Below are 24,485 nucleotides of genomic sequence, written 5' to 3'. Positions count from 1 at the left end.
TTGCCGTGTTCGTAGTCGCGCTGGTTCCGCTGGTACTGGGTGTCGTCGTGGGCTGGGGAGGTCTGCTCGGCTGGCGGGAGAAACTCCCGCGCGACCGTGGCGCCGGTGTGCGCACGGCCGCGACCCTGCGGTCCGACGAGGCGTTCCGCCTGGCGAACCGGGTGGCCGGGCTGCCGACGATGGTCGCCGGGGTGGTGGGCATCGTGGCCGGGATCGCCGGTCTGTTCGTGCCGGGCACCGCCGGTGTGCTGACCGCGACCGTGATCGGTCTCGTCGGAATGCTCGCCCTGGTCGCCGGTGGCGGCGTGCTGGGCAACCGCGCCGCCGCGGCCGTTCCGCCGCCCGCGCCCGCCGTGCCCGCCGGATGCTCCGGCTGCGCCTGCGGTGGGTGCGCGGTGCAGCGCGCCTGAGACGCTCAGTTTCGCTGCAGGTCACCGGGATGGGTGGCCAGCAGAGCCGTCGGAACACCCTGACGGCGCAACACCTGGCCCCACAGATCACGCTCCGGAGTGGCCAGGACATCGCTGGGCAGCGCCGAGACGATCAGCCAGTCACCGCGATCGATCTCACCGTCCAGCTGTCCGGAGTCCCAGCCCGCGTAGCCGGCGAACACCCGCAGGCCGCGAACCTTCGGCACCAGCGCGTCCGGATCGGCGTCCAGGTCCACCAGCGCGACCGGACCGCGCACGCCGATCAGACCGGGCACCCCGGAAGCGGTTTCCCCGGCGCGCAACGCGGCCAGGCACAACGCCGTCTTCTTCTCCACCGGGCCGCCGACGAACACCGACTGGGGTTCCACGACATGCCTTCCCCAGCTGGGCAGCACGTCGTCGACCGGCACGTCGCTCGGCCGGTTCAGGACGACCCCCAGCGTTCCCTCCTCCCGGTGGTCGATGATGAACACCACCGTGCGGCGGAAGTTGGGATCGAACATCGTTGGAGCGGCGACCAGGAGCGATCCCGGTTCAACCTCGGCGTCCGCTGACACGAGCCCATGATCCCACTTCCGCAAATCCGGCCCGCATCGCCGGGAACAAGGCGTGGCCCCCACCCGTTGAACGGGATGGCCGGCGCACTCCGTGTCCCCCGGGCTCACTGAAGAAAAGCCTTTGTGGAATACCGTTCGGCAGGAGCCACACTGCGCGATGCCGCCGAGAGGCGACCGAGTGCGCCGGCCACCGTTCGTCTCCTCCCGATCGGTCGCCGGCACCGTAGGCTGGTGAGCCGTGACAGCGGGTGCGCGGCCGTCGGTCGCGAAGGTGCCGCCACGCGCGTTCTTCGCGATGGCGGGCTTCCGCACGCTGCTGTTCTCGCGGTTCGCCGCCCAGTTCTCCGACGGCATGTTCCGCGCCGGCCTGGCCGGTGCCGTGCTGTTCAACCCCGAACATGGCGCCGACCCGCTGGCCATCGCGGGCGGGTTCGCCGTCCTGCTGGTGCCGTACTCCCTGATCGAACCGTTCGCGGGCGCGCTGCTGGACCGCTGGGACCGCCGCCGGGTGCTGGTCGTCGCCAACCTGCTGCGCGGCGCCGCGATCGTGGCGACGGCGGTCGCGGTCGGCCTCGGGGCCGACGGGCTCGGCCTGTTCGTGCTCGCGCTGATCGTGGAGGGATTCTCCCGGTTCGTCGGCTGTGGGCTGTCCGCGTCGCTGCCGCACGTCGTGCCGCCGCACACCCTGATCACCGCCAACGCGCTGGCCGCCACGCTCGGCTCGCTGGTCGCGGTCGTCGGCGGCGGGTGCGCGATCGGGCTGCGTGCGCTGATCGGCGCGGGCAACAGCGGATCCGGCTGGACGACGGCCGTGGCGGTGCTCGGCACGCTCGTCGCCGCCGCGATCGCCGGCCGGTTCAGCCGGGGCCGCCTCGGCCCGGACTCGGTGGACGAGGCGAGCGAAGCGGTCGTGGCGGTGGCGCGGGGCTTCGCCGACGGGGGCAAGGCCGCGCTCGCCGCGCCCGGTGTCGTCGGCGGGTTCGTGGCGCTGCTCGCGCACCGCGCGTCCTACGGCATCTCACTGCTGCTCACGGTCCTGCTGCTGCGCTACAGCTTCGCCGACTACGGGCCGCTCAAGGCCGGGCTGCCGGGTCTCGGCCAGCTCGCCGCGATGGCTGGTGCCGGGATCCTCTTCGCCGGTTTCCTCACCCCGCGCCTGGTCCACCGCCTCGGCCACCGCCGGGCCATCCCCGGGGCGCTGGTGCTCGCCGCGGCCGCGCAGGCCGGGCTCGGGTTGCCGATGGAACTGCCCGCCGTGCTGGTCGCGGCGTTCGTGATCACCGCGGCCGGGCAGGTCGTCAAGCTGTGCCTGGACTCCGCGATCCAGCACGACGTGCGCGACGAGGCCCGCGGCCGGGTCTTCTCACTCCTGGACACGCTGTTCAACGTCGTCCAGGTGATCGCCGTCTCGGTGGCCGCGGTCGTCGTCCCATCCGACGGGCGCTCGGTGACGCTCCTGCTGGTCGCGACGGTGCTGTACCTGATCGGCGCGGCGGGTTTCCTGATGATCACCCGTCGCGCGCGTACCGCATGACGGAATTTCGCCGATTGCGCCATCCGGACGAAGAGGGCCCACTAGAGTGGCGCCCGTGAGCACCCCGGGGGACGACAGCGCGCGGAAGGAAGCCCGCAACGCGGCGATGCGCGAAACCGTCGACCAGTTGATGGACAAGTTCAACCAGCAGACCGCGCAGCTGCGGGAGGCGCAGCAGGCCGCGTCCGAGCTGACCGCCGAACTGTCCTCGCCGGACGGCCTGGTCAAGGTCACCATCGACGCCCAGGGCACGCTCGCCGACCTCAAGCTCGCACCCACCACGTTCGAGCGCACCCGCCCGGAAACGCTGGCGCGCACCATCAACGACCTCGTGCGCCGCGGCATGCTGCAGGTCAAGCAGCAGCAGGCGGAGCTGTTCCGCCCACTCACCTCCGACCTGCCGGATCTGTCCGAATTCATCGAGGGCGCGCCCTCGATGGCGGGCCTGATGCCGGACATCCCGGATTTCCTGGAACCGGAACCGGAGCCCGAACCGTCCCAGAACCCGGAGTCGCAGTCGATTATGCGCCGGGACACACCCCCGACGCCGCCTGTTCCGAAACCGGCGACGCGCCGCGCGCGCCCGTCGGCCGACGACGACGAGATGCCCGAAACCTGGATGACGCGGGGTGACCGATGACCGGACCTGGTACCGGCCACGACATGGATGCGGACACGGTCCGGAGCGGGGCCGGGAAGTACCCGCCGGTCGGTGACCTGCTCAAGGAAGCGGGCGACAAGCTCAAGGCCGCGCTCGAAGCGCAGGGTGCCTGCTGGGGCGACGACGAGTCCGGCCAGGCGTTCGCCAAGGACTACACGCCGGCGGCCAAGAACTGCACCGAGGCGTTCGGCAGTCTGGACCAGGCGCTCAAGAACCTGGCGAAGAGCGTGAAGGAAGCCGCGGACGCCACCGAGGGCACGCACAAGGACGCCGAGAAGGTCATCAAGAACACGGGCCAGGTCTAGCCATGGGGATGGAGTTCCCCGACGAGGTCAAGTGGCTGCTGCCCATCGTCGTGGGCGAAAGCTGGCCCGAAGGCGACGAGGACAAACTGCGGGAGCTCCGCGACGCCTGGCAGGCCGCCGCCGAGGCGCTGGAGCCGATCGTCGAGCAGGCCAACAGTGCCACGTCGGAGGTGCTGAGCACCTGGACCGGCGCGCCGGCGATCCAGTTCCAGCAGTTGTGGGACAAGTTCGTCACCGGTGACGAGGCGTACTTCATCAACCTCACCAACGCCTGCAACGCACTCGCGAAGTCGGCCGACTCGACAGCGCTCGACGTCGAGTACACGAAGTACATGATCATCGCGTCGCTGATCATCCTGGCGATCCAGATCGCGGCGATGATCGCGGCGGCGGTCGTCACGTTCGGCGGGTCGACGGCGGGCATCGTGCCAGCGCAGATGGCCACGCGGATGACCGTGCAGATGGTCTTCAAGCAGCTCGTGCAGAAGATGCTGCAGGAGGGCTTCCGCAAGGTCGCGATGCAGCTGCTGCGCAAGCTCGCCAAGGAAGTCCTGATCAACGTCGCGATGAACCTGGCGCTCGACGTCGGCATCCAGGGGCTGCAGGTCGCCAAGGGCGACCGCGAGCTCGGCGACTGGGACTTCACCAAGACCGCCGGCGCGCTGGCCAGTGGTGTCGCGGGCGGTGTCGCCGGCGCGGCGGGCAAGGCGATCCCGAAAGGCGCCACCGAAGGGCTGCAGAACAGCGTCGCCGGACAGATCGCGGACCGCGCGGTGCGCGAAGGCGCCCGCGGCGCGGTCGAAGGCGTCGCGACGACGGTCGGTCAAGCGGCGCTCACCGGTGACCTCGACCAGCTGAGGCTGAAAGACGTCGCGATGGGCGCCTCCGCGGGTGCGGTGGACCGCGCCACCGGGGGCGCCAAGGACCAGATCAACGAGATCAAGAGCTTCAACGCGGACATCCGCGCGGGCAACATCAAGGTCGATGGTTCCCCGGTGGACACCGGCGGGTCGTCGTCCTCGTCGGATTCGGGTTCGGGTTCTTCGTCGGATTCGGGCGGCTCGTCGTCGCGGAGTTCGGCGCCCGAGCCGGTGGCGGCGCACTCTTCGTCGTCCTCGCACGCGGACGGCGGCTCCTCCGGCGGATCGGTGTCGAACGCGATCGCGAACGACCGGGTGAGCGGCCAGTCGGCGACCGTCGCGGACCGCCCCGCGACGGCGACCACGGCCGAAGCCCCGCGATCGACCACTTCGGACAGCGCGCCCGCGCACCAGAGCCAGTCGCCGGTGTCGGCCGCCGCGCCGGCCGGTGCCCCCATGGCGCCTGGCGGAGGTTCCGCGGGAGCGGCCGGTGGTTCTCCCGGAGGCCCGTCGGCCGGATCGGCAGGCTCGGCGGCCGGTTCTTCCGGAGCCTCGTCAGCCGGATCCGCCGGTTCCTCGGCGGGGTCTCCGGCAGGCTCGTCAGCCGGATCGGCCGGTTCCTCGGCAGGCTCGGCGGGATCACCCTCCAACGGTGCGGCCGCGGGCCGGGTGCCGGTCGCAGCCGGTCCGGCAGCCCCCAGCGGTCCGCCGTCGAGCGGGTACGGTCCCGCCGGCCCGACCACACGCCCCGACGGCATCACCACCGCCGGCTACACGGGCACCGGCTCCGGACCGACCGGGGGATCACCCTCCGCGCAGCACGGTGATCGCGTCTCCCAGCAGGGACAGCAGTCGCAGATGCCTCCCGCCCCTCCGATGCACGGTTACCCAGGGAGCGGGCAACAGCAGCCGTTCTCGCCGCAGCGTGGTCAGCAGGGAGCGCCGCAGGGGTACCGCCAGGGGCCGCCGCCGGGGTACCAGCAGGGACAGCCGCGCGGTCCGATGGCTCCGCAGCACGGGGGCCCGCAGGGGCCCGTTCAGGGCGGTCCCCGTGGACCGATGCAGGCCGGTCCGCAGGGGCCTGTCCAGGGTGGCCCACAGGGACCGTTCCAGGGGCGGCCGCAAGGCCCCGTCCAGGGCGGCCCGCAGGGACCGTTCCAGGGGCGGCCGCAGGGCCCCGCGCAGGGTGGCCCGCCAGTGCCGGGCGGGCGTCCGCCGATGCCTCCTCAGCAGGGCGGCTACGGCACCATGCCGCAGCAGGGACAGCACGGGCCGATGGGCACGCAGCCCTATGGTGGCCCGTCGCCGCAGGCCAGGCCGTACCAAGGCGCGCCGCAGCAGGGTGCGCCCTACCAAGGTGCGCCGCGGCAGGGTGCGCCACAGCAGGGCATGCCGCCGCGGGCGTACGGACCTCCTCCGCAGCAGCCGCCGCACGGTGGCCGTCCCGGGGCGCCTGTCGACCCGCGCTGGGCGCTGGCGAACCCGTCGGCCCCGCGCGACACCGCCGCGCCCGGAACCACACGCCCCGTGGAGCCGGAGACGGTTCACGAGCGCACCCCGTTCGACCCGCCTCAAAACACCGTCGCACCGGTTCGCGGCCAGGCGCCCACGAGCGAGCAGAGCCCGTTCGACCGGCCGCGCACGCACGAGGAGCCAGCACCTGCCCGCGACGAAGCACCCGTCGCCGAACGCTCGCCGCTCGACCCACCCCGCACCGACGAGGCACCTGCGCCCGTCCGCGACGAGAAGCCTGCCTCCGAACGCACCCCGTTCGACCCACCCGAAGACGCAACCCCCGTGCACGACCGGGCGCCCACGAGCGAGCAGAGCCCGTTCGACCGGCCGCGCACGCACGAGGAGCCAGCACCTGCCCGCGACGAAGCACCCGTCGCCGAACGCTCGCCGTTCGACCCACCCGAAGACGCGCCCCCCGTCCGCGACGAAGCATCACCAGCCGAGCAGAGCCCGTTCGACGAAGCCCCGCCGCGTGACGAGGTCGCCGCCCCGGCGGACAGCCAGCGGCCCGACGACACACCGCAGCACGTCCCCGAGGACGCGACCCCGCAGCACGACCGTCCGGTGGTCGACGAGCCCTACATCGCCGACCCGGACTTCCGCACGCACGACCGCGCCGACTTCGACGCGCTCGGCGAAGTCCAGCTCAACAGCGGCCTCATCGACGAGCACACCGGCAGGCTGACGCACGAGCACGAGTTCCTCGAAGCGCTGCAGATGCGCGACCTGGACGCGACCCTGCGGCACATGACCGACAACGGCGCGTACGCCGTGCACAGCTACACGTCCAGCGAAGTCTTCGGCATCATCAACAACGCGCTGCGCACGGGGCAGAGCCTCGACGCGGTCATGCCGCAGATCCGCGCGCTCGTGTCCGGTCTGAACGAAATCCCGGCCTACCAGGGTGAGACCGTTCGGCGGGTCAACGTCTCGGGCGAAGCCGCGGCGATCGTCGCCGGCCGGTACCAAATCGGCCAGGTCATGGTCGAGTCGCAGTTCCTCAGTTCGAGCCGCTCCGACGTGGCCGGACCGAAGTGGCCCGGCGACGTCGAGATGATCATCGAGGGCAAGACCGGGCGTTACATCGAGGGGCTGGCTTCGAACAAGGCCGAACACGAGGTGCTGTACAAGCCCGGCACGCAACTCGTGGTGAAGGACAAGATCGAGGTCGACACCCCGGGCGGCGGCAAGAAGTTCGTGATCCGGCTCGAGGAGATCACTCCGGACGATCCGCGCTTCCTCCCGCCGGAGGCCGCCAAGCAGCAGATGGACGCCAACCGCGAGCGGGCCGACCGCCAGGAAGCGGAGATCGCGGCCGCGTACAAGCGCGAGATCTGGCGCAAGTTCAGCGGCGGCGACGAGACCGGGATGCCGGACTTCGAAGCCGAGGTGGCAGCCGAGGCAAGGGCCAAGCCGGACGCGGAACCTCCCGGGATCGGCGAACCGGCGAACGGCTGGGGCGACATCAACAGGTCGTCCGACGTCGTCGGCGAGCCGGCCATCCACGCCCGCAGCACGGACCCCGTGGACCCGCGCGCCCAGTCCACCGGCCCCGGCACCCCGACCCGCAACGCTCACCAGGAGGTGCGGTTCCTCCGCGACAACCTGCCGGAGATCGCCGACGTCAACACCCGCGGCTACTACGCCGACGGCATGCCGGTGGCCCACCGCACCAACTCGGCCGAGTCGGTGATCGCCTTCGAGCACCGGATGAACGGCATCGACGCGCAGGCGCACCCGGCCGGGTCGGTGCCGCACGGCCGGGACTTCCTGGCCAGGCAGCTCGGCGGTGAGTTCCGCCAGATGACCGACTACAACAGCGTGGTGCGTGACATGGCCGGGCAACCGGTCGGTTCACGCGCGGTGCTGTCCGTGGACACGCCGGACGGCCAGCGGGCGTTCAGCGTGGTCCACACCGAGCACGGCGTGGCGCTGGTCGACCCGATGACCAGCCGGCTCGCCGACCTGCCGCCCGACCCGTCCGGCGTGCACCTGATGGACACCCACACCGGCGACGGCACACCACCCGCCAGCCGCAGCGAGCCGGCCCCGCCGCAGCCGGCCAGGAGTTCGATCGCGGACCTGCTGAACGCGGGTCCCGAGCGCACCGAACCAGTCCGGACCGCCGCCGACAGCGCCGCGCTGCGGAACCGGCTCGACGGGCCCCAGCAGCCCGGCGCGCGCTGGAACCCCTTCCGGCGCTCGGAGCAGCCGCCCGCGGCACACCCGCACCAGCAGCCGCCGCCGTACCCGCCGCACCAGTACGGGCAACAGCCGGTTCAGCACGGTGGGCCGCAGCAGCACCAGCAACCGCATCCCTACCAGCAGGGTGCGCCGGTGCACCCGAACCAGGCGCAGCCGCCCGTGCAACACGGCGTGCCGCAGCACCAGCAACCGAACCCCTACCAGCAGGGCGCGCCCGTCCACCCCAATCAGGCGCAACCCGCTCCGCAGCACCAGCAGGGGCCCTACCAGCAGGCTCCGTTCCAGCAACAGCAGCAGGCTCCGTTCCAGCAACAGCAGCAGGCTCCGTTCCAGCAGAACCCGTACCAGCAACAGGCGCCGTTCCAGCAGAACCCGTACCAGCAACAGCAGCAGGCGCCGTTCCAGCACCAGCAGCAAGGTCCGCTGCCGCAGCAGGGCGTGCCGTTGCTGCAGAACCAGCCCGCGCCGTGGTCGAACATCGCTGCTGCGACGCAGCTGCACAACCTGCCCGCCATCCACGGCGGAACAGCCGGTCCGCACCAGGCCGCCTACGTCGCGTCCCGGCACCCGGAACTACCCAACGTCAACCCCAACCGCAACCTGCCGAACGCGACGGACCTCGGCTACTGGCACAACTGCACCCGGTGCGTCGTGGCCTACGCGCAACGGTTGATCGGCATCGACGCCCAAGCTGATCCGGTCCTCCCCAGGGACGTCAATGCGATGGACCGGATGAAGTGGATGGAGGACCAGCTCGGCGCCAAGTGGGTGTACAACGTCGGCAACTACGACAACGTGATCCACCACGTGTCGAACATGCCGCACGGCGCGCACGCGGTGGTCCACGTGGCGTACAAGGAACCCGACGGTTCGTGGCCGTCGCACGTCGCCCTCGCGGTCAACACGCCGGAAGGCGTCGTGTTCGTCGACCCGCAGAACGGCGGGCTGATGAACCTGCCCACCCATCCGACGGGCATCAACCTGCTCCCGTTCGGATCGCTCGCCACCAGCAACGGGCTCGCGGCGAACCCACAGGCGGCACTGCCCCACGCCACGCCGCAGGCCCCGCACGTCCAGGCGCCCCACTCGGCGAACGTGCCGATCCTGCAGGCCCAGAACACGCCGGTCCAACAGCCTCCGCACCTGCCACCGCCGGTTCAGCAACCGCCCGTCCAGCAGGCGCCCGTCCAGCAACCGCCGGTCCAGCAACCGCCGGTCCAGCAACCGCCGGTCCAGCAGGCGCCCGTCCAGCAGGCGCCCGTCCAGCAACCGCCCGTCCAGCAACCGCCAGTCCAGCAGGCACCGCCGACGGTGGCCGATCCTCGGGTCGCGTTCACGCAACCACCGCAGGCGACCACGCCCGACGTCCACGCACCGACCGACCCCCGGGTTCCCTACGCGCAGCGTCAGGCCACGACGCCGGACGTGCCCGTCGACCCACGGAGCGCCTACTCGCAGCAACCGAAGGAACCTGGCCGGTCCGCGCCGCTGCCGGACGACGGTGCTCCCGACCGCGACTCGGGCAGCGACCCGCATGCCCGGCAGGACGACACCCCATCGCCGGAGCCACGCCGCGACGGCACAGACGACATCCCTGCCGCACCGGACGACCACCGCGCCGACGATCTGCCTCCAGGCGACGACACCGTCGTCGTCGACGGGCAGACCATGCGGGTCGACGACGCGTTCCAGCGCCTGCTCGACGAGCACCCCGAGCTCCGCCAGACCGTCGACAACAACCCGGCCTTCCGGCAGATGCTGCTCACCAACCTGGGCCTCATGGTCAACCTGATCACCTACCCGGACGCGATCCCGGTGGTGCAGGAGGCCTGGGACGAGCAGCTGCCCATGCCGCACATCCCGAACCACATCAACGCCGACTTCACCGGTACCCCCGGCGACCTGCCGCAACCCGAGGAGCAACGACAACCACAACCGTCCGCCTCGTTCCCAGCCGCGACACCGTCCGGCCCGGGCGGCGCGGCGGGCATCGGTGACCAAATCCAGCCCGGCTTCGACCCGTCCCGCGCGGCCGACCCGGCCTACGCGGACGCCTACCTGCGCGATCAGCTCGACAAGGCGGCGGTCGCGCGGCAGGAGCTCGACTCCGCCCTCGGTGACATCGCCGGCGCCGTCGGCGGTACCGCCGTTCCGGCCACGTCACCGAGCTGGGAGGCCGCTCAGCAGCAGCTCGCCGGTTTCGACGGGGACGCCTCCCGGATGACCGAGCTCGCGGCGGCAGGCTTGCGGGTCGGCAGCGCGGAGGACGCCTACCGAGCCGCCGACCAGCTCGCGGCCACCCCGGGCATGGAGGTCCTGTCCACCGACGATCGCCTCGCCGACGGCGGCGCACTGAACATGCGGGTGCGCACCTCGGACGGCACGGTCGGCGGGGTCAGCATGATGCCGCCGATGGCCGGCATGCCCGGAATGGGCGGGGCCGGCGGCGGCACGAGCCGTGGCGGCAGGCACCGCAAGTTCGAGGGCCCCCGGGAGTCCCTGGTGGAAGATGTCGAAGAGGTGCCGACACCGCAGTACTTCAAGTGCTTCAACAAGACCTACAAGGTCGACCGCGACGGCGAGGGCAACCTCACCGGCTACCTGCTCGACGTGCGCACCGGCGAGTTCGGGGAAAACGCGGCGCACCTGGAGAAGGTCCTGCAGGCGCAGCTGCCCTCGAACTTCCGCTCCCTGACCGAGCCGGAGTTCGTCGCGGAAACCGAACGGGAGCGGTCCTTCTACCTCCGTGGCGAGGGTCCGCTGTTCACGCTCTACGACACGATCGACGGGGTACGCAGGCAGGCCAAGGAAGACGGCCGGGCGCTGACCGCTCACGAGGAGTCGTTCATCGCTTCGGTGCAGCGGCGCACCTTCGCGATGTGGGAATCCGAACTGGCCCGCCGTGCGGCCGGTGAACCCGCTGGTTTCGTCTGCACCTCCATCCTCGCGTGAGCCGGTTACAGTGAGCCGCACTACGGAGATGGGCAGGGAGGCGACCGCGACCATGGAGCCGCACCGCCCGTTGCTCGTGCAGGTCGGCACGCTCGCCAGGGCCGACGCCCCGGCGGGGTGGGAACGCATCGAGCTGCACTTCCGCCAAATCGGTGACCACACCGAACTGGAACCGATCGCGTTCACCCGTGGTTCGGGGCGTGGCTACCCGGCATCGGCCGGGCTGACCGAGGTTTTCGGCGAGCTGCGGGCCGCGATGTACGAGCCGGGGAAAGGCGCCTGGCTGCACGCCCGGTACGCGCTGCACCCCTCCGGGGAGTTCGACATCGACGTCAGTACCACGACGCGGCCCGGGTGGCGAACGCCCCCGGACGATCTGATCGCCGCGCTGGAGATCGAGCTGAAAGCGTTTCCCCGCGAGCCGGAGCACCTGCCGGACTGGTGGCGTCGCGCGGCGGGGCTGCCGCTGGGCACGAAATTCCGGCACGCCCGCGTCGTCGACTCCTACGGCGACAGCGACGCACCCGTGATGGGGCGTCCGCCGGTTCCCGAGGACGAGGTCCCCGCACTCCTGCGGTACCTGGAGCGCCAGCCCGCGGTACTCGTCGGCAGCGGGCTCGGCCCCGACATCTTCAGCGGTGGCATCGAATCCGACGTGCCGGAGAGCTACCACACCGACGGCACCTGGATCTGGCACGCCTCGGTGCCGCACTACCTGCGCAAGTACGGCACCCCACCGGAGCCGGACTTCCTGGCGCACGTGCGGGACCAGGACTTCCAGCCGCCCTACGTCGACAAGCTCACCCGGCGCACCGCGGCGGCCGATCTGCTCGGCCGGCCGCGCCCGAAGGCCGATCCCGGTGAGGCGCTGCCGACCAGCGGGGACATCGCCGCCGAACTGGAAACCAGCACCGAGCCGTCGTTGGAGGACCCGGCCGTGCTGGTGGTGCTCGCGCAACGGCTGGCCGAGCACGGAATCCGGCCCGAGGCGTACCGCCTCGCCTCCCGGGCCGACGGCGCGTGGTGCCTCAACCCGGCCGAGCGCGGCTGGGAGGTCGCGCACTACGCCGATGGGGTTCCCGTGCGAGCGCGGTACTTCGAGCGCGCCGAGGACGCGGCGCAGCACCTGCTCGGTGCCCTGCTGCTGCATCCCGCGCGTATGACCGGCGGGACCGGGACGCCGCTGGAAACCTCCGCCGAACTCGCCGACTGGCCGATCCAGCCCGCCGAGGGCGATCCGCCGCTGACCCTCCTGCGCGACAAGCGGCTGGTCCGCCTGCCCTCCGGCACGGTCGTGCTGCGCTTCGGCGGTGAGCGCGGCAACCTGGTCCACCACGACGAGACCCGCTTCCCGGCGACCTCCCTGCCCATCGAGCGGGACCGCGAGGAGCGGCGCTACCGGCTCCGGCGCACGCTGGTGGCGGTCCTCGGAATCGCGGTGCCCTGGGCGAACCTGCCCGGTGGCGGCGTCGCCTACGTCCTGCCGAAGCCGCTGGGCGAGCATGTGGCCGACGGAAGCCTGGAAAGGATCGAGTAGTGGAACCGGCAGAAGCCGTCGCCAAGGTCGAGCAGTGGCTGCGTGAGGTCCACGGGCCGGACTCGGGCCTGCGCGCCGACCACGAGCACCTCATCCGGCGTCCGGAAGGCTGGCACGTCCCCTACAACTCGACCGGCTTCCTCGACGGCGGTGACCTCGGCCAGCAGATCATCCCGCCGCCCGCGCTCATCGTCCGCGATCCCGAAGGCGATCTGCGGCACGCTTCGCCGGTCCGCGGCGGGCTCAGCATTCCCGCCCAGTACCGGGACCGGGACCACTGGGCCGAGCTGGTCGACCCCGAATACGCCGATTCCGGCCTCGGGCGCCTGGGGGCGCCGCTCGCGGCCATCATGGGCTGGCAGCGCTACACCCCCGAGGGCGCCGAAACCGGCGACACGCGGCCGAACCCCGAGTACCGGACGGGACCGGCCCGCCGCGGCTACCCGGCCGCGCTGACCACACTCGACGCCCTCGTCGAGTTCCGGCACATCGGATGGCTCGACCAGCGGAAGTTCGTCCTCGGCCTGCTCGAGGAGAGCTTCCTGGTCCCCCTGACCGACGGCCACGTGCGCCACCAGTCCACGAAGGACGGTCGTCGCACCGTCGAGCTGTGGACTTCTTCGCGCTTCCTCCCGCCGGGCAGCCGGGAATGGTTCTGGCTGGATCCGGTGACACTCCTCGGTCACGTGCCGGAAGCCGACTTGGTGATCCACGGCCCGTGGCAGCTGCCGGTCGAGGTCAGCACCGAGGAGATCCGCGCCGCGAACGCCGAGTTCCCGCGCTACAGCGACAAGATCGAGGTCAGCGGCCACTGCCCGGAAGCGCTGCCGGACCTGACGCGCTGGGCGGCCGACACGGCTGCCCGCATCGGCTTGCCCGATCCCGTCGACCCGCCGACCGACGCCGCGGACCACGCGCGGGCCCATGGTTTCGAGCTCTCCCCGGACGAGTGCTACCGCGTGGTGAGCGGCCGGTCCTGGGTGCGCCGGATGGGGATGGCTCTGCCACCGCGGCCGCCGGACGAACCCACCGCCTTCGGCCTCGCGACGGGTTATGACGACGACGGAAACGTGGCCCTGCGGGTCGATTCGTTCGGCAAGTTCGCCGACGTCGGACAGGACACGAACTTCAGCTGGCAGCGCGTGCTCGGGGCCTACGTCGGGTTCGCGCTCGGCGAGGCGCTCGGCGCTTCACCCGACCGGTCCCAGCCGGGGCCGGTCGGCCCGCTCACCCAGCGCCTGCTGTTCCTCACCGAAGCCTTCCTGCGCGGAGGCGCCGACGCGGCACCCGAAGCGACCCGCAGGTGGCTGCACACCCAGGGCGCGGCCGTACCGGACATCGAAGGGTGGCTGCCGCAGGTGGGCGAGCTGCACTCGGTTCGCGACCCCGATCCGGAAGATCTCCGGTCGGGACCGACGGTGCTGCTCGGCGCGTTGCCGGGCGTCCTGACGATCGGTGGCGCGGGCGAGGTGCCCTTCGGCGCGTCCGAGGCGGCGGTGCGGACCTTCTCGGCGCTGCCGGGATCGACGGAGGAGGACCTGACCTTCGCCGCGTTCCTCGGCCTGCTGCTGGAGCGCTCGCTGGACCGGCAGTTCAGCCCCGCACTGTGGGTGTCGGCCGGGCCGGTGCTGTCGGACCGGGAAGGGGCGAACTGGGACGCGGTGCGCGAGCTGGCGAGCCGGTCGCTGATCGCCGTTCCGGAGCAGGGGATGTACCACCTGCCCGAACCCGGTGCCATCGGCGACGGGCACGACACCGCTTCCGTGCTGGGCCGGGCGCTGGCCGCGGTCTCCGGGTTCGAGAACAACCCGGAGGTCGCGCTGCAGCGCGCGGTCGGCCACTCCGGCCGCGCCGCGCTGACCGGCGCGATCGCCGGTGCACTGGTCGGCGCTCGCAACGGCGTGCCCGACCTGCCGCAGAAGTGGGTTGACCAGCTGGAGCTGCGTCCGCTGATCGAACGGGTCGTCACCGACGTGGCCCGGAGGTTCGAGGGGATCCCGGAGGGGGAGGAAGGGCAGCGATGGCTTCGGCGCTATCCGGCGGTCCGGTCGTGACGGGGGAGCGGTTCACCGACTGGAAGGCTGTGCTCGACCCCGAGTACCGGCGCGGCGAGTTCCCCGGGCTCGCCACCCCGGAGGCGGCGATCGCGCGGTGGATCGAGGTCGACGAGCGCGAGCAGCCCACCGGCAACGTGCGCGAGAACCCGGCACACCGGCCCGGTCCGGAGTGGCTGGGCGGCCCGAAGGCGACGACACCGGCGGCCAAGGTGGCCGGCATGCGCCGCGTCGGGTGGATCGACGCCGCGACCATGCGGCGGCTCCTCCTCGACTGCGAGGTCCTCGTCCCGCTGGGCGACGACGGTGAACCGGCGCTGATGCGCACCCGCGGTGGCGATGTCGTCGTGCCCGCCTACACCGCCACCGCCACCCTTCCGGCCGGAACCCGCCGCTGGCGCCGCATCCGTCCGCGTGACCTGCCGCGCTCGGCAACCCGGTTGGGTCTGGACGCCGGGCGACCGCTGTCCGAGACCGTGGACCTCGCCACGGAGCTCACCGGGATCGTCCCGGAGCCGAGTCGGTATGTCGACGAGACGGCCCCCGAGGTGTCCCCGCGGATCACCGAGATCGCCGCCCGCCTGAACGACGAGTTCCAGCTCGAAGGCGGCCTCGTCGCGAACCGGGTGCGTGCCGTCAGCGACTGGGCCCGCGAGAACGGGTACGAGCTGAGCGCCGACGAGTGCGAGCGGTACGCCGGGGCGTACGCGCGCTGGGTTCGCAACCTGCGGCGCGCCCACGACGGCGCACCGGTCGACTGGCCCACCGATCTCGCCGCCAACGGGCTGATCATCCACTACGGCAACCGGGGAGAGCCAGCACCGGTTCCGTGGACGCTGGGCAAGTTCGAGCCCGCGAACACCGGCTCCGGTGTCTTCGCGTGGCACCGGGTCGCCGGCGCCTACGTCGGGTTCGCCATCGGGGAATGCCTGGCGCTGGGCAACGGTGACGTGCCCGGCCCGATGACCAGGCAGATGCTGCGGCACACCGAAACCGTCCTGCGCGGACTGCCGTTCTTCAACGTCGAAGGCGCGGTGCCAGCCGGGTTCCCGCCCGCGCCGGAGCCGGACAGCTGGCTGTCCGTCGCGCTCGGGGACGGCTCGGACCGGCCGCCGAACCCGCTGACCGCCGCGCTGGCGGTGACCATGACGGCGGGCGTCGGACTGGAGAACAACGGCCTGCCGCTGCAGTTGGGTGTCGCCAGGGCGCTGACCGGTGCTGACGGCGAGGCGCTGACCGCGATCGAACTCCTCGTGCGGATGTTCACGCGGTTGCTGGCGAAGACCGAGATCACCTGGCCGTTCCACACGCACCTGCAGGAGCTGCACCAGTCCGGGCAGGCGCCGTTCGACGAGATCGCGGCGATCGTCCTCGCCCTGCGGCGGGGCAGGGAGATCCCGGACGTCGAGCAGATCGAGACGCTCGGCGACCCGGCGAGTCCGCTGGCGGTGGCCGGGCGGGCGCTGTTCGCCGCCGCGAAGCGGCACCATGATCCGATGGCCGCGATCCAGGCCGCGGGACTGCAGTCGGCCGACCCGCCCCTCACCGCGGCGCTCACCGGCGCGATGGTCGGCGCCCGGCTCGGCGTGCCCGGACTGCCCGCCGACCTCGTCGGAGCGCTCGCACCGCTCGGCCTGCTCGACAACGTCGCCGAGGACGTCTACCGGTACTTCAACCAGTACGGCGTCGCCAGGAACCAGTCGATGCAGGAGCACTTCGCACAGCGGTACCCGCGGGGCTGACCCTGGCCCCGGTGCGCGGCGCCCCCATCCGGCTACATTGGACGGGCATTTCGACGAGCGGGGGGTCCTCGTGCGGTACCGGGTCGAGTTGGCGGAACGTCCGGACGGGCTGTACGCCGTCTGGCAGGGGCGGGTCTTCGCGGCGCAGCGCTCCACCGCGGACGCGTCGGTGCTGCTCGTGGCCGCGCCGGGGGAGGACGCGCCCGCGGACTTCGACACCGGGTTCGAGTCGCGCCCGGCGAAGGTCGTGCCGGAATCCGAGGTCGCGGCCACCTTCAGCCTGCAGACGCACTGCCTCTTCGACGACGACACCTACCGCATCGCGCCCGGCGAGGGCCTGACCCTGCGGTGGAACGGCACCGACGAGGTGCGCGCGCGGCAGCTCGGCCTGCGCGACTTCGGCGTCACCGCCACCGAGGACGAGATCACCGCGATCTGGCAGGAACGGCACGACTTCACCGTCGGCGCGCGCACGCTGGGCGTCGGTGACCCGCAGGAGATGGTGCGCGACATCGCGCGGCTGCTGCGGACCGTGGTGCCCAACGGCTGGGAGCGCATCGCGGCCCAGTTCCGTCAGGTCGGGGACTACGCGGAGATCGAAGTCAGGGCGGCGGGCGAGGGCGAATCGGTGTCGCTGCCCGCGTCGCCACGGCTCGGGCAGTTGTTCAGCGAACTACGCGCCGCGATGTACCAGCCGGGCGCCGGGACGTGGTTCAAGGGCACCCTGACGCTGGTCGCGCCCGCGGACTTCGCGTTCGACCACGACGCGGAGGCGGAGCCGAACTGGCGCCAGTCGCCGGCGGGACGGCCGACCGCCCGCGCGTACGAGGCGGAGCTGGAGCAGTTCCCACGCGAGCGCGAGCAGGTCCCGGACTGGCTCGCGGCCAAGGCCGGTCTGCCGGTGGACGCGACGTTCCGGCACGCGGCGGTGGTCGACGCGCAGAACCCCGGCGAACCGCCCGTGGTCAACCGGCAGGCGCTGCCACCGGAGGAGGCCCGCGCCCTGTTCGACTACCTCTACCGCGCACCCGTCGCGGTGAGCAGGCCGTACCGCCTGCCGGACCTGTTCGCCCCGGTGAACCCGCCCGAGGTGCCCGACGCCTTCCACACCGACGGCGAATGGATCTGGGCCGCCGCCGTGCCGCACTACCTGCGCAAGTACGGTCTGCCGCCGCAGCCGGAGCTGGCCGGGCACATCCGCGCGCACGGCTACCGCGTGCCGCACGTGCCGCCGCACCTGCTCGCCGCGGCGGAGGCGGAGTTGCGGGGCGAGCCGCTGCCGCCGCAGCCCGCGGCCGGTGAGGTCGACGCGGTCACGCTGACCGATCGCGGCGGCGACCCGCCGTACGGGCTGCGGGCGTCGGAGGTGCTGACCGTCCTGGAACGGCGGCTGGCCGAGTACGGCATCGCGGCCCGTTCGTACCGCATCGGTTCGCGGGCCGAAGGCGCGTGGAGTCTGCGGCGCACCGAGTCGAGCTGGGAGGTCACCGGCCCGGACGGCGCGGAGCCCGCCGCGTTCGCCCGGGTGGAGGAGGCGGCGCGGTTCCTGCTCGGATCGTTGCTGCTCTACCCGGTGCGAGTGGTCGACGACGAAGGCAGCTGGCCGATCCAGCCGATGCGCGGCGAGCCACCGTTGACGATGTTCCGGGCGAAGCGCCTGATCACACTGGCCGCCGGAACGACACTGGTCCGGTTCGGGGCGGAAACCGGGAACCTGCTGCACGAGGAGACGGCCCGGTTCCCGGAAACGTCACTCGTCCCGGACCGGGAGGGACAGCAGGCGCTCTACCGCGTCGCACGGCCGCTGCGGGTGCTCACCGGTGTGACCGAGCCGTGGGGTGCGCTGCCGGGTGGCGCGGTGGCGTACTTCCTGCCGTACGCCACCGGGCAGCATGTCGAGATCGGGGCCCTGGAACGGATCTAGCTTTCGCGACTTTCGATCAGCTCGGTGATGCGGGCCATCCCCTGCGCCATCATCGCGAAGCCGTTCCGCATCTCGGTCTCGACCCGGTCCAGCCGCTGGCCGTGTTCGACCTGAGTCTCACGAAGGGCGTTGAGCACGCGGGTGTGCGCTTTCAGCTCGGCCTTGACCTCGCCAACGTCGTTCGATGCCCCTGCGGCAAGGACTCTCGAGGCCGCGGCTTCGTCGCGGGCGAGGCGGGCAATCTCCAGTGCTTCGATGGCGAGCCTCTGGGTTTCGTTCTGTTCTTCGGTCATGTGCGGGAAGTTATCCACCGTCGATCAGCCCCTTTCGGCGCGAACGCACCCTGCCGCGGGATACCCCGGTGATCATCGCGGCATCCAGAGCGTCACGCGAGTTCCGCTGCCCGGGCTCGACTCGACCAGCGCCTGGCCGCCCGCTTCGGTCAGCCTCGCCGTGATCGACTCGCTGATGCCGAAGCCCGGTGGGCGGTCCGTTTCGTCGAAACCGGCGCCGTGGTCGCGGATCACGACCGCCACGCCGCCGTCGCGCTCCTCGGCCCGGACCACGACGCGGTCGGTTCCCGAGTGCTTCAACGTGTTGCGCAGCGCTTCCCGTGCGGCGTCGCGGATCGCGACCTGCCGGACCTCGGTCAGGGTGTCCGCGTCGAGTTCCGCCATGACCAGCTGGGCGCGCAGGCCGTCGCGGGCCATTTCCGCGGCCAGCGCGGCGAGTTTGGCGCCCAGTGGGCCGCTGCCTTCCGCGCCTTCGATCGTCTGCCGCAGCTCGATCGCGTGCGCGCGGGCCAGCCGGCGCATCTCGCTGAGCTGGTGTTCCGGGCTGCCCGCACCGGGAAGCGCCATCGTCTCCAGCGTTTGCAGCACGGTGTCGTGCAGCATGCGGTGCTGCCGCGCGCGCTCGGCCTCGCGTCCGTGCCGGATCCCGTACGCCAGCGCGAGCCGGGTGCCGAGACCGAGCAGCACCAGCGCGCCCGTCGCGGTCACCAGGACCCCGGCCATCGTGGCGAGTCCGGACACCGCTTGTTTCACGTTGAACGAACCGGAGTTGAACCACCACGCGATCCCGGCCAGCGGCACGCTCAAGATCATCAGGCCGAGCCCGTGACCCAGCCCGAGCGCGAGCGTCAGCAGCGCCACGCCGCCGAGCAGTTCCTTGCCCGGCACCTGCATCGCCGCCGCGAACGCCGGTTCCGGGACCAGTGCCGCGACCACCAGGTTCGCCACGACGGTGAGCACCACGTCCAGCGCCAGCAACCGCACGGCGCCCCGCGAATGGAACGGCGCCGACCGCACCAGCCAGCGCAGTCCGAAGACGTTCCACGCGATCAGTACCACCGCGACCGCCACCACCGGCACGACGCCGCCGTGGCCACCGGCGAGGAACGCGGCCAGCGCCCCGGCCACCGCCAGGACGCGGTAGGCCAGCGGCACCATCGCGACGTACCGGGTGGCGCGGAGCAGCAGGTTGTCCCGCGCCGCGAGGTCGACCGGTCCGGCCGTCCGGCGCATCCGGCGCAGTGCCGGGACCGGTGCCGGATCGGCGATCCCGTCGTCGAGACCGCCGGTCGCGCCCGCCATCGCGGGCGCCCCCCTTCGCAGGAGGGTGCCCAGATAACTCGCCGCGCGCGGTGCGGACATCACGACCTCCCGGTCGTCTCGGCCGCCTCGTAAGTTACAGCGCGGGAGGTGCGACGCCGTTTTCCTCCGCCCAGCGGCGCAGCTCGGCGATCGCCTCGTCGTGGTCGAGCGGGCCGCGGTCCAGGCGCAGTTCCTTCAGGTGCTTCCACGCTTTGCCGACCATCGGACCGGGCGGCAGGCCGAGGATCTTCATGATCTCGTTGCCGTCCAGGTCGGGCCGCACCTTCGCGAGGTCCTCGTCGGCCTGGATGCGCGCGATCCGCTCCTCGAGCTCGTCGTAGGTCCGCTGCAGCGCGGCCGCCTTGCGCTTGTTCCGCGTCGTGCAGTCGGCCCGCACCAGCTTGTGCAGGCGCGGCAGCAACTCACCGGCGTCGGTCACGTACCGGCGCACCGCCGAGTCGGTCCACTCGCCCTTGCCGTAGCCGTGGAACCGCAGGTGGAGGAACACGAGCTGGCCGACGTCCTCGATCACCTGCTTCGGGTACTTCAAGGCACGCAAACGCTTGCGGGCCATCTTCGCGCCGACGACCTCGTGGTGGTGGAAACTCACCCCGCCGCCGGGCTCGAAGCGGCGGGTGTCCGGTTTGCCGATGTCGTGCAGCAGCGCGGCCAGCCGGAGCACGAGGTCGGGTCCGGCGTCCGGATCGTCCCGGCGCTCCAGCGCGATCGCCTGCTCCAGCACGGTCAGCGAATGCTGGTAGACGTCCTTGTGCTGGTGGTGTTCGTCGATCGCGAGCCGCATGCCGGCCACCTCGGGCAGCACGTGACCGGCCAGCCCGGTGTCGACCATCAGCTCCAGCCCGTGCCGGGGGAACCGGCCGAGCAGCAGCTTCGACACCTCGGTCTGCACGCGCTCCGCGGTGATCCGCTCGATCTCGCCCGCCATCTCCGTCATCGCGGACACCACACGCGGCGCGGGCTCGAAGCCGAGCTGGGCGACGAACCGGGCGGCACGCAGCATGCGCAGCGGATCGTCGGCGAAGGACTCCTCGGGCGTGGCCGGCGTGTCGAGCACCTTCCGCCGCAGCGCGTCCAGCCCGTCGTGGGGATCGACGAACTGTTTGGTCGACAAGTCGATGGCCATCGCGTTGACGGTGAAGTCACGGCGCCGCAGGTCGCCCTCGATCGAATCGCCGAAGGTGACCTCCGGGTTGCGGCTGACCCGGTCGTAGACGTCGGCGCGGAACGTGGTGATCTCCAGCGTCGATCCGCGCTTGGTGACGCCGACCGTGCCGAAGGCGATGCCCGCCTCCCACACGCCGTCGGCCCAGCCGCGCACGATCTCCAGTATTCGCTCCGGCCGCGCGTCGGTGGTGAAGTCGAGATCGGCGGACAGGCGGCCGAGCAGCGCGTCCCGCACGCTCCCGCCCACCAGGTACAGCCGGTGCCCGGCCTTGGCGAACAGCCCGGCCAGCTCATCGGCCAGCGGCGAGATGCGCATCAGCTCGGTCACCGCGTTCCGCTTCGCGGTCAGCTCGTTCACCGGGATCGGACCGCCTCCGGAGTGGACTCAACAGACACGGGGAACCAGCCTACCCATCGACCAGGAGTGAACAGTCAACTACGCAGTCGCGGCCCGCGGGGGCCACGACGCACTAGCATCGCAGCATGTCTGGATCGGCCGGTCGCTCCGGCGGGGGTAAGCCGCGTCGCCGGTCACGCCGCCGCCGCGGCAGGCGGATGAAGACCTCGGTGGAGACCTCCGCCGGCGGTCTCGTGGTCGACCCGGCCAGGGCGAACGCGGTGCTGATCGGCAAGCTGGACCGCCACGGCAGGCTCTTCTGGTCGCTGCCGAAGGGCCACATCGAGGACGGCGAGACGATCGAGCAGACTGCCGTGCGCGAGGTGAAGGAAGAGACGGGCATCTCGGCGGAAGTGCTGCGGCCGCTGGGCACCATCGACTACTGGTTCGTGGCCGAGCGTCGGCGGGTGCACAAGACGGTGCATCATTTCCTGCTGGAAGCCACCGGCGGCGAGCTGTCCGACGAGGACTCGGAGGTCACCGAGGTGGCCTGGGTACCGGTCGCCGACCTGGAGACCCGGCTCGCCCACACCGACGAGCGGTCGCTGGTCCGCAAGGCCAGGGAACTGTTCGACGACGACACGCGAGCTACAGAAGGAGCGTCGGAGTGAAGCGGTTCGCCGCCACGGCGTTGGTCGCGTTCCTGGTCGCGATGCTCACCCCGGTCACCGCGGGGGCCCAGTCCGGCGACGGTGACAGCCGTCTGCGGCTGGACATCTCGCAGCTCAACCCGCGGGTGATCACCACGACCTCGTCGACGCTCAACGTCAGCGGAACCGTGACCAACATCGGCGACCGGCGGATCAGCGACCTGCAGGTGCGCCTGGAGCTCGGCCAGAAGGTGACCACCGAGAAGCAGGTGCGCACCGCGATGAGCGGTTCGGCCGCGGCGCCCGCCTCGAACACCGAGTTCCTGGACGTCGAGCCGTCCACGCTGGAGCCGGGGGAGACCGGCCAGCTCAACGTCACCGTCCGCCTCGACGGCACGCGCGGCAACCTGCGGGTGAACAGCGCGGGCCTGTACCCGCTGCTGGTCAACGTCAACGGCACCCCGGACTACGGCGGCGCGGCGCGGCTGGCGTCGCTGAGCACGCTGATGCCCGTGCTGTCCGCGCCCGGCAAGACGGCGACCGGGCAGAACACGACTCCGGCGCAGTTCACGATGCTGTGGCCGATCGCCGACACCCGGCCGCGGATCGTGTCGGCCCCGTTCGGCGGCACCGCGGTGCTCTCCGACGACGTGCTCGCGGACGAGCTGCGGGACGGGGGCCGCCTGCACGCGCTGGTCGAGTCGGCGAACTCGGTCCGCGACGATCCGCGGTTGACGCGCGCGTTGTGCTTCGCGGTCGACCCGGACCTGCTCGACACCGTCGACGCGATGTCACGCGGCTACCAGGTCCGCACCGCGACCGGCACCGTGGCCGGCACCGGCGCCGAGGACGCCAAGGCGTGGCTGCAGTCGCTGCGCGAGCTGGTCGCCGGGCGGTGCGTCGTCCAGATGCCCTACGCCGACGCCGACCTCACCGCGCTGTCCAAGGTGCGCGGCGGTGACCTGATGCCGTTCGCGCTGGACACCGGCGCGCGGGTGCGGGAGCTGATCGGTGTCGCGCCACAGGACGGGGTGCTGTGGACCGACGGCGCGGTGGACCAGGCGACGCAGACCGCGCTGGGCGACGCCGGCGTGCGGACGCTGATCACCGAGCCCGCCGTGCTCAACACCAGCAGCCAGTCGGCGGGCGCCGTCACCCTCGACGGCACCCAGCTGCGGGCGCAGCAGGTCGACTCGCTGGTGCTGTCCGGGCTCACCGGCGCGGACGCCGACGACGAGACCGCCTCCGCGACCCCGGTGGACGATCCGGACATCGCCGCCCAGAACGGCCTGGCCGCGCTCGCCTTCCGCGGCGGCCTGTCCTCGGCCGCGTCGCGCCCGGTGCTGGTGGCGCCGCCGCGCCGGTGGAACGCCTCGGTGGACGAGCTGACCGGGTTCCTGCGCAACGTCGGCGACTTCGCCGACCGCGGCATGCTGACGCCGCAGCCGTTGCCCGCGCTGCTGGCGACGGCGAGCGCGGGCACCGCCAAGATGAGCTACACCGCCGAGGACGTCGCCGCCGCGACCCCGGCCTCGGTCACCGACGAGATGGCCTCGATCGAAGCCACGATGGCCGACGTGCAGAACGCGATGCAGATCGACTCGGCCGCCCAGGTCGAGCCTGCGCAGGTGCTCGAACCGCTGCGCTTCGCGCTGGTCCGCAACACCTCCGCCGCCTGGCGCCCGCGGCAGGGCGCCGCCGAGGCGTCCGCGGCCGACGCGCGGGCCGACCTCGACGCGCTGCTCGGCCGCGTCACCGTCGCCACCCCGGAGCAGCCGATCTCGATGGCGTCGGGTTCCGCGCCGCTGCCGGTCTTCCTGGACAACAAGCTGCCCGTGCAGATCGTGGTGCGGATCCAGCTGGACAACAACCCGGGCCTGCGCGCCGAGCCGGTGCCGGACCGGATCCTGCCCGCCGGGCTGGGCGGCCAGGAACGCATCCCGGCGGAGGCGCAGCGGGCCGGTGTGTTCAGCGTGACCGTGTCGCTGACCACTCCCGGCGGTACGCCGCTGGGACAGCCCGCGCGGTTCCAGCTGCGGTCCAACGAGTACGGCGTGGTCACGCTCGTCCTCACCATCGCGGGCGGCGCGGCGCTGGTCCTGCTCTCCGGGCGGCAGATCTACCGTCGCGTCCGGGCCAGGAAGGCCTGACCGGCTACTCTGGGGAGCCGACAACCGGACCGGCGAGGGATTGGGCAGGCGTTGGACAGAGACCCGGGGTGGCCACCCGAGCGTCCCGCCGACCGCGTGACGCGGCGCCCGCCGCCTGATCGCGCTCCGCAGGAACCGGCTCGCCGCGTTCCGCCGCCACCAGCCAACGGCAGGCCCCGGCCGCAGCAGCGCAACCGGCAACAGGGGCAGCTGCCCCCGGACCGGGTGCCACCGCCGCCGCGCCGCCAGCCGCCGGACCGCGGGCAACCACCGCCCGCGGGCCGCGGGCCA

15 protein-coding genes are annotated in these 24,485 nt (G+C 72.1%); 11 read left to right on the top strand and 4 right to left on the bottom strand.

Features of this window, described 5'->3' with window-relative positions; all coding sequences use genetic code 11:
- Positions 1–5: 5 nt before the first annotated feature.
- Positions 6–410, top strand: coding sequence for an SdpI family protein (locus HNR02_RS09075; RefSeq protein WP_179772711.1), 405 nt, complete (start codon positions 6–8; stop codon positions 408–410).
- A gap of 5 nt (positions 411–415) precedes the next feature.
- On the opposite strand, the gene HNR02_RS09070 is transcribed toward HNR02_RS09075, so the two are convergent.
- Positions 416–1,012, bottom strand: a complete 597-nt coding sequence (locus tag HNR02_RS09070; RefSeq protein ID WP_218902739.1) for a YqgE/AlgH family protein — start codon at positions 1,010–1,012, stop codon at positions 416–418.
- Between the two features lie 271 nt (positions 1,013–1,283).
- Between HNR02_RS09070 and HNR02_RS09065 the strand changes: the two genes are divergently transcribed.
- The 8 genes from HNR02_RS09065 (at position 1,284) to HNR02_RS09030 (ending at position 18,277) form a co-directional block, all read left to right on the top strand.
- On the top strand, positions 1,284–2,522 hold the full coding sequence (locus HNR02_RS09065) for an MFS transporter (protein WP_179775804.1): 1,239 nt from the start codon (positions 1,284–1,286) through the stop codon (positions 2,520–2,522).
- 55 nt (positions 2,523–2,577) lie between these two features.
- Positions 2,578–3,162 (top strand): YbaB/EbfC family nucleoid-associated protein, encoded by a 585-nt coding sequence (locus HNR02_RS09060; RefSeq protein WP_179772709.1) that lies wholly within the window; start codon positions 2,578–2,580, stop codon positions 3,160–3,162.
- On the top strand, positions 3,159–3,488 hold the full coding sequence (locus HNR02_RS09055; protein WP_179772708.1) for a hypothetical protein: 330 nt from the start codon (positions 3,159–3,161) through the stop codon (positions 3,486–3,488). The genes HNR02_RS09060 and HNR02_RS09055 overlap by 4 nt, the downstream gene beginning before the upstream one ends.
- A gap of 2 nt (positions 3,489–3,490) precedes the next feature.
- On the top strand, positions 3,491–11,020 hold the full coding sequence (locus tag HNR02_RS36060) for a WXG100-like domain-containing protein (protein WP_179772707.1): 7,530 nt from the start codon (positions 3,491–3,493) through the stop codon (positions 11,018–11,020).
- 28 nt (positions 11,021–11,048) lie between these two features.
- Entirely contained in the window at positions 11,049–12,557 is a 1,509-nt protein-coding gene (locus HNR02_RS09045; RefSeq protein WP_179772706.1) for a TNT domain-containing protein, read from the top strand.
- Positions 12,557–14,611, top strand: coding sequence for an ADP-ribosylglycohydrolase family protein (locus HNR02_RS09040; protein WP_179772705.1), 2,055 nt, complete (start codon positions 12,557–12,559; stop codon positions 14,609–14,611). The genes HNR02_RS09045 and HNR02_RS09040 overlap by 1 nt, the downstream gene beginning before the upstream one ends.
- Complete coding sequence (locus HNR02_RS09035; protein ID WP_179772704.1) at positions 14,578–16,353, top strand: ADP-ribosylglycohydrolase family protein; 1,776 nt, start codon at positions 14,578–14,580, stop codon at positions 16,351–16,353. The genes HNR02_RS09040 and HNR02_RS09035 overlap by 34 nt, the downstream gene beginning before the upstream one ends.
- A gap of 70 nt (positions 16,354–16,423) precedes the next feature.
- Positions 16,424–18,277, top strand: coding sequence for a TNT domain-containing protein (locus tag HNR02_RS09030; protein WP_179775803.1), 1,854 nt, complete (start codon positions 16,424–16,426; stop codon positions 18,275–18,277).
- Here the strand turns inward: HNR02_RS09030 and HNR02_RS09025 are convergent.
- The 3 genes from HNR02_RS09025 to HNR02_RS09015 all read right to left on the bottom strand — a co-directional run bounded on the left by HNR02_RS09025 (position 18,274) and on the right by HNR02_RS09015 (position 21,415).
- Complete coding sequence (locus HNR02_RS09025; RefSeq protein ID WP_179772703.1) at positions 18,274–18,570, bottom strand: hypothetical protein; 297 nt, start codon at positions 18,568–18,570, stop codon at positions 18,274–18,276. The two genes, HNR02_RS09030 and HNR02_RS09025, sit on opposite strands and share 4 nt — an antisense overlap.
- 72 nt (positions 18,571–18,642) lie before the next feature.
- Entirely contained in the window at positions 18,643–19,932 is a 1,290-nt protein-coding gene (locus HNR02_RS09020; protein WP_179772702.1) for a sensor histidine kinase, read from the bottom strand.
- 34 nt (positions 19,933–19,966) lie between these two features.
- Positions 19,967–21,415 (bottom strand): CCA tRNA nucleotidyltransferase, encoded by a 1,449-nt coding sequence (locus HNR02_RS09015; protein WP_179772701.1) that lies wholly within the window; start codon positions 21,413–21,415, stop codon positions 19,967–19,969.
- Between the two features lie 125 nt (positions 21,416–21,540).
- On the opposite strand from HNR02_RS09015, the gene HNR02_RS09010 reads away from it, so the two are divergent.
- Both HNR02_RS09010 and HNR02_RS09005 read left to right on the top strand, forming a co-directional pair.
- Positions 21,541–22,065, top strand: a complete 525-nt coding sequence (locus HNR02_RS09010; protein WP_179772700.1) for an NUDIX hydrolase — start codon at positions 21,541–21,543, stop codon at positions 22,063–22,065.
- Positions 22,062–24,194, top strand: a complete 2,133-nt coding sequence (locus HNR02_RS09005; protein WP_179772699.1) for a DUF6049 family protein — start codon at positions 22,062–22,064, stop codon at positions 24,192–24,194. Before HNR02_RS09010 ends, HNR02_RS09005 begins: the two co-directional genes overlap by 4 nt.
- Positions 24,195–24,485 lie beyond the last annotated feature (291 nt).

It is taken from the genome of Amycolatopsis endophytica, from assembly GCF_013410405.1.
GTDB classification, from domain to species: Bacteria; Actinomycetota; Actinomycetes; order Mycobacteriales; family Pseudonocardiaceae; genus Amycolatopsis_E; species Amycolatopsis_E endophytica.
Note: the sequence above shows the minus strand (reverse complement) of the source record. Positions and strands in the feature narration are given on the sequence as shown.

Coding starts and splice junctions, on each gene's coding strand:
- HNR02_RS09065 (WP_179775804.1), top strand. CDS start 1,284: ATGGCGGGCTTCCGCACGCTGCTGTTCTCGCGGTTCGCCGCCCAGTTC.
- HNR02_RS09055 (WP_179772708.1), top strand. CDS start 3,159: ATGACCGGACCTGGTACCGGCCACGACATGGATGCGGACACGGTCCGG.
- HNR02_RS36060 (WP_179772707.1), top strand. CDS start 3,491: ATGGGGATGGAGTTCCCCGACGAGGTCAAGTGGCTGCTGCCCATCGTC.
- HNR02_RS09045 (WP_179772706.1), top strand. CDS start 11,049: ATGGGCAGGGAGGCGACCGCGACCATGGAGCCGCACCGCCCGTTGCTC.
- HNR02_RS09035 (WP_179772704.1), top strand. CDS start 14,578: ATGGCTTCGGCGCTATCCGGCGGTCCGGTCGTGACGGGGGAGCGGTTC.
- HNR02_RS09025 (WP_179772703.1), bottom strand. CDS start 18,570: ATGACCGAAGAACAGAACGAAACCCAGAGGCTCGCCATCGAAGCACTG.
- HNR02_RS09020 (WP_179772702.1), bottom strand. CDS start 19,932: ATGTCCGCACCGCGCGCGGCGAGTTATCTGGGCACCCTCCTGCGAAGG.
- HNR02_RS09010 (WP_179772700.1), top strand. CDS start 21,541: ATGTCTGGATCGGCCGGTCGCTCCGGCGGGGGTAAGCCGCGTCGCCGG.